This window comes from Streptomyces sp. BV286 (assembly GCF_019090165.1).
Classification (GTDB): domain Bacteria; phylum Actinomycetota; class Actinomycetes; order Streptomycetales; family Streptomycetaceae; genus Streptomyces.
The window spans coordinates 25,202-39,334 of record NZ_JAHRIB010000178.1 but is presented as its reverse complement, the minus strand read 5'-3'; the positions used below and the strand labels follow the sequence as shown (position 1 = coordinate 39,334).

Sequence of the window (14,133 nt, the reverse complement as noted above, 5' to 3'; positions counted from 1 at the left end):
CGTCCGGACATGCCAGCAGAGCAGCCCGAAGTCAGCACTAATGCCCTCACGGTCCGCCGGGCCAGGACCAGCGATGTCCCGGCGGTTCGCAGCCTCCTCGACTCGTACGTCCGCGGCCGCATCCTGCTCGACAAAGCGACCGTGACGCTTTACGAGGACATCCAGGAGTTCTGGGTCGCGGAACGCGGCACCGGGCCGAGTTCGGAGGTCGTGGGCTGCGGCGCTCTGCACGTCATGTGGGAAGACCTCGCGGAAGTCCGCACTCTCGCCGTGAACCCCGTCATGAAGGGCGCCGGTGTCGGCCATCAGTTGCTGGGGAAGTTGCTGGAGACCGCCCGCTGGCTCGGTGTTCGCCGCGTATTCTGCCTGACCTTCGAAGTCGACTTCTTCGCCAAGCACGGCTTCGTGGAGATCGGTGAGACGCCCGTCGACACCGATGTCTACGCCGAGCTGTTGCGTTCCTATGACGAGGGCGTGGCCGAGTTCCTGGGGCTCGAACGAGTGAAACCGAACACCTTGGGCAACAGCCGGATGCTTCTGCATCTGTGACCGCCACCGCGTAATACCCCGGACATACCCCCGGCACTAGACCGGCCGCCCTTGCCCGCGGACCCTATGTCCGAAACGCGCACGTTTCCGGTCTTCCCGGTCCCGTCGGTCTCTCCCAGGGGTTTGTGTTTTTCCAGCAAAAGCGGTTTGCTTTCCGACGTACTGCAGTACTGCATATAACAGGGGGCGTGAAACTGCGGCAGCCGCCGCGGCCTCTCGGCCCCGTAGATATCGATGAAAGGAAATCCGGTGGCACAGAAGGTTCAGGTCCTTCTTGTCGATGACCTCGACGGTGGCGAGGCGGACGAGACCGTGACGTTCGCGTTGGACGGCAAGACGTACGAGATCGATCTCACGACTGCCAATGCGGACAAGCTCCGTGGACTTCTCGACCCGTACGTCAAGGGCGGTCGTCGCACCGGAGGCCGCGCCTCGGGTGGCCGTGGAAAGGCGCGCGCCGCTTCCGGTGGCAGCCAGGACACCGCGCAGATCCGCGCCTGGGCGAAGGAGAACGGTTACGAGGTCAATGACCGTGGCCGCGTTCCGGCGTCCATTCGCGAGGCCTACGAGAAGGCCAACGGCTGAGCGCAGCAGCGGCGCAGCCGGATGCGGTGGCATTCCGTCGCCATGGTGTCCACGAGCCGTACGAGATCGGGGGCGCCCCCACCGCCCCCACCGAGAGTCGAGAGCGCCGGCAGGTACGGCTCCACCTCGCAGCCAGGCTCAGGGGGCCGCAGCCAGACAGCGGCCCCCTGCGAGCTTTCGTCGGGGGTGACCACCGTGCCCCCCGCGGCCGTGGTTCCCGCCCCTGTCCCCGTCCCGCCCGGTCCGGTGCCGTCCCGGCCCGCCCCTTCCGGGCTCGCGTGACCGCGACCGCTCTGAGCGCGGACCAGGCCCGGCGGCAGTGGCGCCTCGACGCGCCCGCCCGCGCCGGTCGCCCGCAGGTCCAGTTCGAGAGCGCCCCACTCCAGCCAGTCGAGGAGTCCAGGCAGCTCCTCCGCGGTCCCCGCGGCCACGAACAGCCACATCCGGTCCGCCCGCACGGCCACCGGAGAGCCCGGTCCCAGGTGCCGCAGCGCCGCGTACCCCGCCTCCGCGGGTGCCTCCAGGACGTCGAAGCGCAGCCCCGTCTGCAGTTCCACGGGGGTGCCGGGCACCGTCGCCCACCCCAGTTCGTTCTCGTACCAGTGCCGGACCGTGCCGCTCGGACGGCACGCGTCGACCGGACGGCGGGGGAAGGGAACCGTGGGGACCATGCAGGGCCAACCGCCAGAAGCGCGTTCGAGTTACGCTGAGTGGTCCGGCGTGTGCGAAGAGTGCCGAAGAAGTGGGCGCTTGCGGGTGGTCGGCGGCGCAAGGATGTTCGCCCGTAGCGGAGGGAACCGGGGTACTGGGCATGGAGTGTCAGTGCGTACGGGTAAGACATCCCTAGTGGGAGGGGCGACACGCAGCGCTCGGGCATCTCACGTTCGCCATCGGCGTACAGATGGTGGGGGTATCTGCCTGGCCTGCGGGAACATCGTCTCGCACCATCAGGTTGGAGCAGATGTCGGCGTTCGGGGTCAGGAGGCCAAGGACGGTGTCGGCAGTTGGAATGAGCGGTCCCCGCTTGCGGGACTAAGCTGCGGAAGGACAGGGAGGGGAGCGTCCCCTTACTGCCTGACCGCTCTGAGGAGCGATTAACGATGTTCGAGAGGTTCACCGACCGCGCGCGGCGGGTTGTCGTCCTGGCTCAGGAAGAAGCCCGGATGCTCAACCACAACTACATCGGCACCGAGCACATCCTCCTGGGCCTGATCCACGAGGGTGAGGGTGTCGCCGCTAAGGCCCTGGAGAGCCTCGGGATTTCGCTCGAGGCGGTCCGCCAGCAGGTGGAGGAGATCATCGGCCAGGGCCAGCAGGCCCCGTCCGGGCACATCCCCTTCACCCCCCGTGCCAAGAAGGTCCTGGAGCTGTCGCTCCGCGAGGCCCTTCAGCTGGGCCACAACTACATCGGCACGGAACACATCCTGCTCGGCCTGATCCGCGAGGGCGAGGGCGTCGCCGCCCAGGTCCTCGTCAAGCTGGGCGCAGACCTCAACCGGGTGCGGCAGCAGGTCATCCAGCTGCTCTCCGGTTACCAGGGCAAGGAGACCGCCGGCGCCAGTGGCGGTCCTGCCGAGGGCACCCCCTCGACGTCCCTGGTCCTCGACCAGTTCGGCCGGAACCTCACCCAGGCCGCTCGTGAGTCCAAGCTCGACCCGGTCATCGGGCGCGAGAAGGAGATCGAGCGGGTCATGCAGGTGCTGTCCCGCCGCACGAAGAACAACCCGGTCCTGATCGGTGAGCCCGGCGTCGGCAAGACCGCCGTCGTCGAGGGCCTCGCGCAGGCCATCGTCAAGGGCGAGGTGCCCGAGACCCTCAAGGACAAGCACCTCTACACCCTGGACCTCGGCGCGCTGGTCGCCGGCTCCCGCTACCGCGGTGACTTCGAGGAGCGCCTGAAGAAGGTCCTCAAGGAGATCCGCACCCGCGGCGACATCATCCTGTTCATCGACGAGCTGCACACGCTGGTCGGTGCGGGTGCCGCCGAGGGCGCCATCGACGCCGCGAGCATCCTGAAGCCGATGCTGGCCCGTGGTGAGCTGCAGACCATCGGTGCCACGACGCTCGACGAGTACCGCAAGCACCTGGAGAAGGACGCGGCCCTAGAGCGCCGCTTCCAGCCGATCCAGGTCGCGGAGCCGTCGCTGCCGCACACCATCGAGATCCTCAAGGGCCTGCGGGACCGCTACGAGGCGCACCACCGGGTGTCCATCACGGACGAGGCCCTGGTGCAGGCGGCGACGCTCGCCGACCGGTACATCTCGGACCGCTTCCTGCCGGACAAGGCGATCGACCTGATCGACGAGGCCGGCTCCCGGATGCGCATCCGCCGGATGACCGCGCCGCCGGACCTCCGCGAGTTCGACGAGAAGATCGCCGGCGTCCGCCGCGACAAGGAGTCCGCGATCGACTCGCAGGACTTCGAGAAGGCCGCCTCCCTCCGCGACAAGGAGAAGCAGCTCCTGGCCGCCAAGGCCAAGCGGGAGAAGGAGTGGAAGGCCGGCGACATGGACGTCGTGGCCGAGGTCGACGGCGAGCTGATCGCCGAGGTCCTCGCGACCGCCACCGGCATCCCGGTCTTCAAGCTGACCGAGGAGGAGTCCTCGCGTCTGCTGCGCATGGAGGACGAGCTCCACAAGCGGGTCATCGGTCAGGTCGACGCCGTCAAGGCGCTGTCGAAGGCGATCCGTCGTACGCGCGCCGGTCTGAAGGACCCGAAGCGTCCCGGTGGTTCGTTCATCTTCGCCGGTCCGTCCGGTGTCGGTAAGACCGAGCTGTCCAAGGCACTCGCGGAGTTCCTCTTCGGTGACGAGGACGCGCTGATCTCCCTCGACATGTCGGAGTTCAGCGAAAAGCACACGGTCTCGCGTCTCTTCGGTTCGCCTCCCGGTTACGTGGGCTACGAAGAGGGCGGCCAGCTGACCGAGAAGGTCCGCCGCAAGCCGTTCTCCGTCGTGCTCTTCGACGAGGTCGAGAAGGCCCACCCCGACATCTTCAACTCGCTGTTGCAGATCCTGGAGGACGGCCGTCTGACCGACTCCCAGGGCCGGGTCGTGGACTTCAAGAACACGGTCATCATCATGACGACCAACCTCGGCACCCGGGACATCTCCAAGGGCTTCAACCTGGGCTTCGCGGCCTCCGGTGACAAGAAGACCAACTACGAGCGCATGAAGAACAAGGTCTCGGACGAGCTCAAGCAGCACTTCCGGCCCGAGTTCCTCAACCGTGTCGACGACGTCGTCGTCTTCCCGCAGCTGACGCAGGAGGACATCCTGCGGATCGTCGACCTGATGATCGGCAAGGTCGACGAGCGCCTCAAGGACCGGGACATGGGCATCGAGCTCTCCCAGTCCGCGAAGGAGCTGCTGGCGCAGAAGGGTTACGACCCGGTGCTCGGCGCGCGTCCGCTGCGTCGCACGATCCAGCGTGAGATCGAGGACAGCCTGTCGGAGAAGATCCTCTTCGGCGAGCTGCGTCCCGGTCACATCGTGGTCGTCGACACCGAGGGCGAGGGTGAGGCGAAGACCTTCACCTTCCGCGGCGAGGAGAAGTCGGCGCTGCCGGACGTCCCGCCGATCGAGCAGGCGGCCGGTGGGGCAGGCCCCAACCTGAGCAAGGAGGCGTGACCCCGAGGGGTTCCGTCTGAGTACGGCCGAAGGGGCCGGTGCCGTCGGGCACCGGCCCCTTCGTCATGCCGTCCGGCCCCGCTACGACAACTGGCCGTCGTAGTCCGGCAGCTTGTACGTCTTCTCGGCGTGCCCGCCCGACAGGTCGGTGGCGCTGTTGCCGATGTTCGCGATGATCGTGTAGCCCTTGGCCTCGACGGCCTTGCGCTGGGCCGTCTTGTACTCGGCCACGTTCTTGAAGAGGTCGATGAAGTTGCGTACGTACAGGCCGGAGACCTTGTAGCCGACGTTCTTGAGGTTGTAGTCCGTCACCGACTTGATGATGTCCGGGCGGGCGGTGACGAAGAAGAGGGCGACCCCGCGGTCCTGGGCGTACTTGGCCACGTCGAGGACGGGGGCGTTGGCCGGCGAGGGGTAGCTGAAGCCGAAGTCGGTCTCCAGCGTGGTGTTGTCGATGTCGAAGACGATGGCCTGCTTCTCACCCGAGGGCGCCTTGGAGATTCGTTCCTTCAGGTAGGGCAGTGCCTGCGCCATGACGGCTCTGCAGTCCTTCTGCCAGGTGTCGTAGTCCACGTCCTCCGCGGCGGCGGCGGTCGCCGTGGAGGTGACGGCGGCGGCGTCGGCCGGGGCCGCGGCGGCCGGGCTCATCAGGGCCGCGGTGGCGGCCGCGGTGGCGACGGTGACGCCTATCAGGCGCTGCCAGCTGCTTCCAGTCATGGGTGGGGGGTTCCTCTCGCGTTCGGAGCGCTGCGGACGTGGGGCGTGGAGCATGCTCGTGGGCCTGCGGGGCCACAGGGAAGCGGAGAGATTACTGGTTGGTAACTGTAGGACGCCCAGCTGGGGTTGGGCTAGATGCCGGACACGCGCACCCCTACAGGACGGTGTGCGTCCTCATGACGGTGTGCATGCCCGGGAAGAGTCCGAGGACGTGCTCGGGCACCTCGGCCGTCTCGGGGGCGAGTACGAATGTCACCGCCTGCAACCCGGGAAACAGAGCCCGTACCGACGACAGATCTTCGTTTCCGGTGAATTTGTTGAGGCGCAGTCGTCGAATGCCCGGCAGGACAGGTCCTTCGGTCCAGGGAACAGCGGTCCAGTTGAGGCGCAATTCCTCGAGTTCCGGGAGGCGCGCGACCTCCTCGCGGTCCTCCGCGGTGAGCGGGTCGAAGCGCAGGCTCGCCAGACTCAGCGTCTGTACCGAGCGCATATGGCGCAAGCCGCGCAATCCGGTGAACCGCAGGGAATCCTTGGTGAATCGCAGATAGGTCAGCGTCAGACCCCGGGGAAGAGCGGCGTCGAGGGATTCGCCCAGCAACGGGACGCCGGTGTCGAACTCGCGCAGGGTCGTTGAATCGGAGAGGGGCGCCAGCGCGTCCGCCCTTTCAAGGCCTGGCAAAAGGTCCAGTGACAGCCATTTCAGCGGCAGTCCGGTCAAGGGCCCGAGATCCTCCAGGAACGGACTGCCGCTGATGTCCAGATGCCTGAGCCCGCGGAGCGGGGAAAGGCAGTCCAGTTCGCGCAGCAGATGGTTGTCCCGCATGACGAGATGACGTGTCGTCTCCGGCACGAGACAGGCCTTCAGTTCCGCCGCCTCGATGTTCCCGGCGAGCTGAAGTCCGCGTCGGCCGCCCAGTGAGCGCAGAATGCGCAGATGCGCGGCCGAGCGGGCGGTGAAATACAGGTCTTCCTGGGGGAGATGGGCGATGACGTCGGCCGCGTACCGCTCGGCGTCGAACCGGTGCCATGTCCAGGTGAGCTGCGCGCGGACCGGCAGGGAGGGGTGGTTCCGGAAGCGGGCCAGCACCGGGACGGCCGCGTCCGTGCCGATGAGCGACGCGGTGACGACGACGGCTCTGGCCTCCGCGTCGGACAGCCCCTCCGGGCCGGGCAGCAGCTCCAGGACGAGCGGGCCGGCCGAGGCCAGATCCCTGGCCTCCTCCGCCGTGCGGGGCGGGATGAGCAGGGCCGCCTGCTCCTCGACGGCGGCCCGGACCCGCGGGTCGAGCTCCGTGGCGTGTTCGAGGCCGGCCAGCGCGAGGAGGCGGATACGCGTGCCCGCGGCCGGGTCGGTGTGTTCGGCGGAGGCGGCGGCGAGCAGTTGGCCCAGCAGCTCGGCCCGTTCGCGCGGCCGGGCGTGGGCCACGGCCATGCGGATCACGTCGGACCACTGATGGTCGGCGGCGTTGCGGACGAGCAGCCCGAAATCACCGTCCTCCACGGCCGCCTTCGCGCCGAGGTAGTCCTGGAAGGTGCGGTGGACGAACTCGACCGTCCCGAGGGCGGGTTCGCGCAGCAGACCACTGCGGACGAGGAGGTGGCGGTGGATCGCGGCCGCGTCGCCCTGGCTCGCGACGGCCGGCAGCGACGGCAGTGCGTCGGCGATGAGACGTTCGGCGCGCTCACGGTCCATCTCCGAGCGGCTGTTGCGGATCAGCCAGTAGGCGAGGCGCTGGAGAAGCTGGATCTGCGGGAGTTCCGTCAGCCGGATCCCGTCGGACGCCCCGTGCGGCCCGTCGGGAACCATGTCCCGTTCCTGGTCGCGGCGCGAGAGCAGCATGGACAGCGCCGCGTCGTACAACTCCTGCCGCCCGTGCGGCAGATAGCCGCGCCGGTCCCGGTGCAGGGCGCAGATCAGGCCGCACATCAGGGGGTTGGTGGCGAGGCGGCCGAGATCCGGCTTGGTGCGGACGGCGTCGAGCAGCGATTCCTCGTACGCGGTGAGGCGTTCCGTGTCCGGTGCGCCGATACGGGCCGCCGTGTGCCAGCGCTGGATGAACGCGGTGACGTCCTCGCGGCTCATGGGCGAGAGCGCCAGCTCCGTGAAGCCGTCCGCGGCGAGCCAGTCCTCGCGCACGGCCGAGGGGCGTGAGGTGACCAGCCACTGGTTGCCCGGATAGGCGTCGATCAGGTCGCGCAGCCAGCGGCGGGTGCGCTCGCGGTCGGCCTCGGGGATCTCGTCGATGCCGTCGACGAGCAGCAGCCCGCGGCCCGCCCCGAGTACCCGGTCCGCCCAGCCGTCCGGGGCCGCGTCGTGGAACGGTACGCGGGCGGCGGCGAGGAAGTCGGCGGGCACCGGCAGCCCGTCGGGGCGGCGTACGAGCGTGCGCAGCGGCAGGACGAAGGGGATCCGGTCCCCTCGCTCGCCCCGCGCGGCCGTCACCGCGAGCCACTGCACCAGGGTCGTCTTGCCCGACCCGGCCACGCCCCGCAGCAGTACCAGGTCCTGGTCCGCCAGGGCCTCTTCGGCGGGCAGAGGGGTGCCGAGCGAGGTGATGAACCTGCCGTCCTCGTCGCTCGTGGCCGGGCGCTGGGCCTGGAGGCTCAGGTACGCGGCGTCCAGGGGCCAGCGGTCGGGCGAGTTCACCAGGTCGATCCCGTAGATGGTGAGCTGCCGGTGCCGGGTCGCCGTGTAGGCGAGACAGCGCTGCTCGAAGGCCACGTCGCTGTCACCCGTGCGCGGTGTCCGGGCGATCAACTCGTCGACCTTGGCCATCAGTTCGGCCTGTCTGCGGGTCTGCTCGACGAGGGTGCGGGGCACGAAGGTCGAACGCTGCGTGAAGAAGTGCAGGATGTGCAGGCAGGCCGTTTCGAGCAGCCGCTCGTAGAAGAGTGTCGCGTCGAGGCCGAGGTCCCGGCCGGGATTCCCGGCGGTGTGGCGCAGGTGGAGGGCGAGGCCCGTGTGACCCAGTTCGACGGCCTGCGCGTCCGTCATGGTGAGGTCGCCGAGGGCGTGGAGGGTGTCGGCCAGGGCGTGGACGACGGGCTGTTCCTCGTCGGCGGCGACGGGCCGTTCGGCGGCGCCCTTGAGGGCCCGCCCGACCAGCTCGGCGGCCAGCCCGGCGACGTCCTTGCGGCGGAGGGTGCGCTGCTCGCCCCTGAAGGAGACCCGGGACGAGATGCGTACGGGCTTGTCGACCAGGCCCGCGCCCGGTCCCTCCGTCACGAAGAGCTTCCTGATCAGCGGTGTGGCCACGCTGGACGCCAGCCGTACGCCTACGGTTGCCGGTTCCATGGCGCTCCCCCGAGGGCATGGTGGGTGGTCGGCCAGCGTATCCGCCGGGGCGGGCCCCTGTCCGTGGATCTTGGAGCGGCAAATCCGGTGGCCGTGCGGTCCGGTGCGGCGGGAGGATCCCAGGTGTCCCGAACTGTCCTCGGAGGGAGCCGACATGGAAACCGAACCGGAAGTCCGTACGAAGGCCGGGGTGTTGAGGGGCACGGCCGGGAAGGCCGGCACGGCGGTGTTCCGGGGCATCCCCTTCGCCGAACCGCCCGTCGGCCCCCTGCGGTTCGGGGCTCCGAGGCCCGCGCGGGGATGGGACGGCGTACGGCGGGCGGCCGGCTTCGGGCCGCCGCCCCCGCAGTCCGCGGCGTTCGGCATGGACGCGCTGGCGCGGGGGGACGCCGACGACGGCGACTGGCTGACGCTCAACGTCTGGACGCCGGACCCCGGCCCCGGCGCCGGACTGCCCGTGATGGTGTGGCTGCACGGCGGCGCGTACGTCATCGGGATGTCCGGACTGCCGGAGTACGACGGCGGCCGGCTGGCCCGGGAGGGCAACGTCGTCCTCGTGACACTCAACTACCGGGTCGGCATCGAGGGCTTCGCGCACATCGAGGGCGCTCCGGCCAACCGCGGACTGCTCGACCAGGTCGCCGCGCTGGAGTGGGTGCGGGACAACATCCGTGCCTTCGGCGGTGATCCGGAGCGCGTCACGGTCTTCGGCCAGTCGGCGGGCGCGGGTTCGGTCGCCGCGCTGCTCGCGATGGAGCGCGCGGCGGGGCTGTTCGGGCGGGCCGTCGCGCAGAGCGTGCCCGGCACCTTCTTCTCGGCGGCGCTCGCCGCGGACATCGCGGGAGAGCTGGCGGCGGAGCTGGGGCTGCGGCCGACCGTGGAGGACCTGGCCGCCGTGCCGCCGGAGCGGCTGCCCGCGGCGGGGGACGCGGTCGGGGCCAGGATGGAGCGGTACGCGCAGCGGTGGGGGGTGCTCGCGCACACGTCGATCCCGCTCGCGCCCGTGGTGGACGGGGACGTACTGCCGGTCGCACCGTGGGAGGCGCTCGCTGCCGGGGCGGGACGGGACGTCGAGCTCGTGGTCGGCCACACCCGGGACGAGTACCGGCTCTTCATGGCGCTCGGCGGGATGCTGGGCGAGGTGACGGAGGAGCGGGCGGCGGTGGCGCTGAAGGCGTTCGCGCCCGCCGGGCACGGCGGTGAGGCGTACCGGGACGCGGTCCCGGGCCTCGGCCCGGAGGGGCTGTACGAGCTCGTCCACTCCGACTGGCTGTTCCGCATGCCGTCCCTCCATCTGGCCGAGGCCCAGGTCGCGGGCGGCGGCCGGGCCCACTTCTACGAGCTGGCGTGGGCGGCGCCCGGTATGGGCGGGGTGCTCGGGGCCTGCCACGGGCTCGATGTGCCGCTGGTCTTCGGGAACCTCGGCCGGGGGCTGCCCGCGATGCTGCTCGGGGAGGCGCCGCCCGCGGAGGCGGAGGAGCTGTCGGGGCTGTTCCGGGCCGCGTGGACCGGGTTTGCGGCGGGGGAGAGGCCGGGGTGGCCCGCGTACGACGTCGAGCGGAGGCCGGTGCGGCTCTTCGACGTGCGGCCCACCGTGACCGCGTATCCGGAGGAGACGTCACGGGCGCTGTGGGAGGGGCACGTCTTCGGGGCGCTGCCGTTGCTCTGACCGGGCGGAGCTGTAGCCCCCGTCACAATGCGGCGCCGCTCGGTCCTGCCGTCCGGTGACATGACGCACAGGCGATTCGTCCTGTACTAGGACCGGTAGTGGCGGGGGCAAGGCGGGCAAAAAGGACCTTTGACCCTACGGGTGGATGCGGGGTCCCGGGGGCTCCGCGGAGGTCTCCGCCGGTCTGCTCCAGGGCCGAAAGGGGGGGCCGTGAAGTGGGCATAAACCAGACTTCTGAGAAAAAACCAGGAGGATTTCGTACCGGACGGCGATTCTGTCAAGGACTCGGAAGTTTCGGGGTCAAGTACGACTTGCGGTCGTAGATGGGTGTTTTGGGGGATGGCGGGGGTGCGGGTTACCAAGGGATGACCCCAGCCCGGCGCATCGTCAGCGTGCCGGGTGCGTTCATGCCCGTCCCCCGGAGGTAGCCCCCATGTCGCAGCGCACCACGACCCGCATATCCGGCACGACCCCGCTCCGTGCCCGGGCCGCCTTCCTGGCCCTCGGCCTCGGCGCCTCGGCCGCGCTCGGAGCCGGGGCCGCGGTCGCCGCCGACACCAAGGCGAGCGCGGTCGCCCTTCCGGGCACGGCCGCCGCCTCCGTGCAGCAGCAGGCCGCCGCCCAGGCCAAGGCCGCGGTCCAGTCGAAGAGCAAGGCGACCGCCAAGAAGGCCGCCGCCAAGCCCGCCGCCGCGAAGAAGGTCGCCTCCTGGGTCGACCCGGTCAAGAAGTACAAGCTCTCCGCGAGCTTCGCCCAGGCCGGCAACCTGTGGTCCTCCACCCACTCGGGCCAGGACTTCGCCGTCGCCTCGGGCACCCAGGTCGTCGCCGCGCACGGCGGCACCGTCGTGAAGGCCGGCGGCAACGGCGCCGGTGACGGACCCGCGTACGGAAACGCGGTCGTGATCAAGCACGGCAACGGCACGTACTCGCAGTACGCGCACCTCTCCCGCGTGGACGTGAAGGCGGGCCAGGTCGTGAAGACCGGCCAGCGGATCGCGCTGTCCGGCAACACCGGCAACTCCAGCGGCCCGCACCTGCACTTCGAGATCCGCACGACCGCCAACTACGGCACCGCGGTCGACCCGGTCGCCTTCCTGCGCTCCAAGGGCCTGAGCATCTGAGGACCCCGGCTCAGGACTCGTGGGCGCCCGAGTGCGCCCGCGTGACCAGGTCGATGGCGACCTCCAGGACGGCCAGCCGCTTGTCCTCGGGGTCGCCTTCCATGTCCTTGAGGGCGTACATCCCCGCGTGCATGGTGAACAGGGCGCTCACGCACCGGACCTGGTCCGTCAGCGGGGCGTCCGGCACCTTGATGATGTCCAGCATCTTGAGTATCCGGTCCTTGAAGGACTCGCCGATGCTCAGCTCGCGGACCGTCGCCTGGTTCTCCTGCATGAAGCGGAAGAGGGGGGCCGCGTCGGTGAGGGCCTGGCTGTAGCGGGTGAGAAGCTCCCGCTTGGTCTCCAGGGCACGCGGCTGCCCCTTGCCCCACTCGATCAGCTCGTCCAGCGGCCTGGTCAGGTCCTCGAAGAGGCTGATCAGGATGTCTTCCTTGGTCTTGAAGTGGTAGTAGAGCGCCGCCTTGGTGACGTCGAGCCGCTCGGCGATCTCACGCAGGGACGTCTTCTCGTAGCCCTGCTCGGCGAAGAGCTCGACGGCCACGTCCTGGATGCGCTGGCGGGTGTCCCCGCGCCGCCGCTGCCTGCTGCCGTCCATCGTGGCCGCTCCTCGTCCTGCTCGCACGCCTTCGGCGCGGGCAAAGAAAAACTTACTTGACGCCCGGCTAGTTACGGGTCTACTTTCCCAGTGTAGTCAACTTGCCGGTCGGCAAGTAAGTGCAGGGCGGTACCCAGGGGAGTGGGACAGTGGCGGACACCAAGGCGGCCTCGGCGGCCGGGGCGGCGGACGAGGCGGAGGCACCGGCGGACGCCGTGGATGCGGGCAAGCAGCCCAGGAGCGTACGGGTCGTCCTGTTCGCGCTGATGATCGCGATGATGCTCGCGATGCTCGACAACATGATCATCGGCACCGCGATGCCGACCATCGTGGGGGACCTGGGCGGTCTGGAGCACCTGTCGTGGGTCGTCACCGCGTACACGCTCGCGACCGCCGCCTCGACCCCGATCTGGGGCAAGCTCGGCGACATGTACGGGCGCAAGGGCGTCTTCATGACGTCGATCGTGCTCTTCCTGATCGGGTCGGCCCTGAGCGGCATGGCCCAGGACATGGGACAGCTCATCGGGTTCCGCGCGATCCAGGGGCTCGGCGCGGGCGGTCTGATGGTCGGCGTCATGGCGATCATCGGCGACCTGATACCGCCGAGGGAGCGGGGCAAGTACCAGGGCATGATGGCCGGCGTGATGGCCCTCGCCATGATCGGCGGGCCGCTGGTCGGCGGCACCATCACCGACCACTGGGGCTGGCGCTGGTCCTTCTACATCAACCTGCCGCTCGGTGTCGTGGCGCTGATCGCCGTCAGTGCCGTACTGCATCTGCCGAAGAAGCGGGTGGAGGCGCGGATCGACTACCTGGGCGCCGCGCTGCTCACCGTGGGCATCACCTCGATCGTGCTCGTCACCACCTGGGGCGGAACCGAGTACGCCTGGGGCTCCGCGATGATCATGGAGCTGGTCGCGATCGGTGTCGCCGCGCTCGTCGGCTTCCTGTTCGTGCAGACCAAGGCCGCCGCGCCCGTCATGCCGCTGCACATCTTCCGCAGCCGCAACTTCACGCTGATGTCGGTCGTCGGCTTCATCACCGGGTTCGTGATGTTCGGCGCGGTGCTGTTCCTGCCGCTCTACCAGCAGTCGGTGCAGGGCGCGTCGGCGACCAACTCCGGACTGCTGCTGCTTCCGATGCTCGGCGCCATGCTCGTGACCTCGATGGTCGCCGGGCGGGTGACCACCAGCACCGGGCGCTACAAGGCCTTCCCGATCGTGGGCAGTGTGCTGATGGCGGTCGGGCTGTACCTGCTGTCGCTCATGGACACCGACACCTCGCGGCTGACGTCCGGTGTGTACATGGCCGTCGTCGGCGCCGGCATGGGCTGCCTCATGCAGATCACCATGCTCGTCTCGCAGAACAGCGTCGAGATGAAGGACATGGGCGTCGCGTCGTCCAGCAGCACACTGTTCCGCACGCTCGGGTCGTCCTTCGGCGTCGCGATCATGGGGGCCCTGTTCAACAACCGCGTCCAGGACGTGATGTCCGAGCGGGCCGGGGCGCTCGGCTCGAAGGTGACCGAGCAGTCCGCACAGCTGGACGCGGCGAGTCTGGCGAAGCTGCCGGTGGCCGCCCGGGAGGCCTACCAGCACGCCGTCGCCGCCGGGACGCACTCGGCGTTCCTGCTGGGAGCCGTCGTCGCGGTGGTCGCCCTCATCGGCGCGGTGTTCGTGAAGGAGGTCCCGTTGCGGGGAGCCTCCGGCGGGCCCGGCGGTCAGGAGCCGGGCGGGGGTGCGGCCGGGGACGCCGCGGGTGCGAAGCCGACGGTCGCGGAGGCCGTCTGAGTCGCCCCAGCCCCTGCCCAGGGCCCCCGGTTGCGGACCATGTCCACGACCGGGGGCCTTTTTCCATCACCAGCCGCCAGCCGCCAGCCGCCAGCCGCCAGCCGCCAGCTACCCGCCAACCGTCGCCTGCCGTCCGCAGCCCTCACCCGCCGCCCTCACCCGTTCCCGTGCCGTTCCCGAC

Annotated in this window: 10 protein-coding genes; 6 read left to right on the top strand and 4 right to left on the bottom strand. The window is 69.7% G+C overall.

The window, feature by feature from the left end; genetic code table 11:
• Positions 1–9: 9 nt before the first annotated feature.
• Positions 10–549: an amino-acid N-acetyltransferase gene (locus tag KUF83_RS34035; RefSeq protein ID WP_217458891.1), complete on the top strand. Its 540-nt coding sequence runs from the start codon at positions 10–12 to the stop codon at positions 547–549.
• A 249-nt stretch (positions 550–798) separates the two neighbouring features.
• Positions 799–1,134 (top strand): Lsr2 family protein, encoded by a 336-nt coding sequence (locus tag KUF83_RS34030; protein ID WP_149512141.1) that lies wholly within the window; start codon positions 799–801, stop codon positions 1,132–1,134.
• Here KUF83_RS34030 and KUF83_RS34025 read toward each other — a convergent pair.
• Positions 1,113–1,805, bottom strand: coding sequence for an SCO3374 family protein (locus KUF83_RS34025; RefSeq protein WP_217458890.1), 693 nt, complete (start codon positions 1,803–1,805; stop codon positions 1,113–1,115). The genes KUF83_RS34030 and KUF83_RS34025 overlap by 22 nt on opposite strands.
• Before the next feature lie 429 nt (positions 1,806–2,234).
• Between KUF83_RS34025 and KUF83_RS34020 the strand changes: the two genes are divergently transcribed.
• On the top strand, positions 2,235–4,763 hold the full coding sequence (locus tag KUF83_RS34020) for an ATP-dependent Clp protease ATP-binding subunit (protein WP_217458889.1): 2,529 nt from the start codon (positions 2,235–2,237) through the stop codon (positions 4,761–4,763).
• Positions 4,764–4,844: 81 nt separating this feature from the next.
• On the opposite strand, the gene KUF83_RS34015 is transcribed toward KUF83_RS34020, so the two are convergent.
• Together KUF83_RS34015 and KUF83_RS34010 are read right to left on the bottom strand one after the other, a co-directional pair.
• Positions 4,845–5,480 (bottom strand): HAD family acid phosphatase, encoded by a 636-nt coding sequence (locus tag KUF83_RS34015; RefSeq protein WP_217458888.1) that lies wholly within the window; start codon positions 5,478–5,480, stop codon positions 4,845–4,847.
• 154 nt (positions 5,481–5,634) lie between these two features.
• The gene (locus KUF83_RS34010; RefSeq protein ID WP_217458887.1) at positions 5,635–8,775 is read right to left on the bottom strand and encodes an NACHT domain-containing NTPase; all 3,141 of its coding nucleotides are present in this window, start codon (positions 8,773–8,775) and stop codon (positions 5,635–5,637) included.
• Positions 8,776–8,929: 154 nt separating this feature from the next.
• On the opposite strand from KUF83_RS34010, the gene KUF83_RS34005 reads away from it, so the two are divergent.
• Both KUF83_RS34005 and KUF83_RS34000 read left to right on the top strand, forming a co-directional pair.
• Positions 8,930–10,444, top strand: a complete 1,515-nt coding sequence (locus tag KUF83_RS34005; RefSeq protein ID WP_217458886.1) for a carboxylesterase/lipase family protein — start codon at positions 8,930–8,932, stop codon at positions 10,442–10,444.
• 433 nt (positions 10,445–10,877) lie between these two features.
• On the top strand, positions 10,878–11,567 hold the full coding sequence (locus KUF83_RS34000) for a M23 family metallopeptidase (protein WP_217458885.1): 690 nt from the start codon (positions 10,878–10,880) through the stop codon (positions 11,565–11,567).
• Positions 11,568–11,577: 10 nt separating this feature from the next.
• On the opposite strand, the gene KUF83_RS33995 is transcribed toward KUF83_RS34000, so the two are convergent.
• Positions 11,578–12,162 (bottom strand): TetR/AcrR family transcriptional regulator, encoded by a 585-nt coding sequence (locus KUF83_RS33995; RefSeq protein WP_217458884.1) that lies wholly within the window; start codon positions 12,160–12,162, stop codon positions 11,578–11,580.
• 215 nt (positions 12,163–12,377) lie between these two features.
• Between KUF83_RS33995 and KUF83_RS33990 the strand changes: the two genes are divergently transcribed.
• A complete protein-coding gene (locus KUF83_RS33990; RefSeq protein WP_217459000.1) occupies positions 12,378–13,952 on the top strand; it encodes an MDR family MFS transporter in 1,575 nt (524 codons plus the stop codon).
• Positions 13,953–14,133 lie beyond the last annotated feature (181 nt).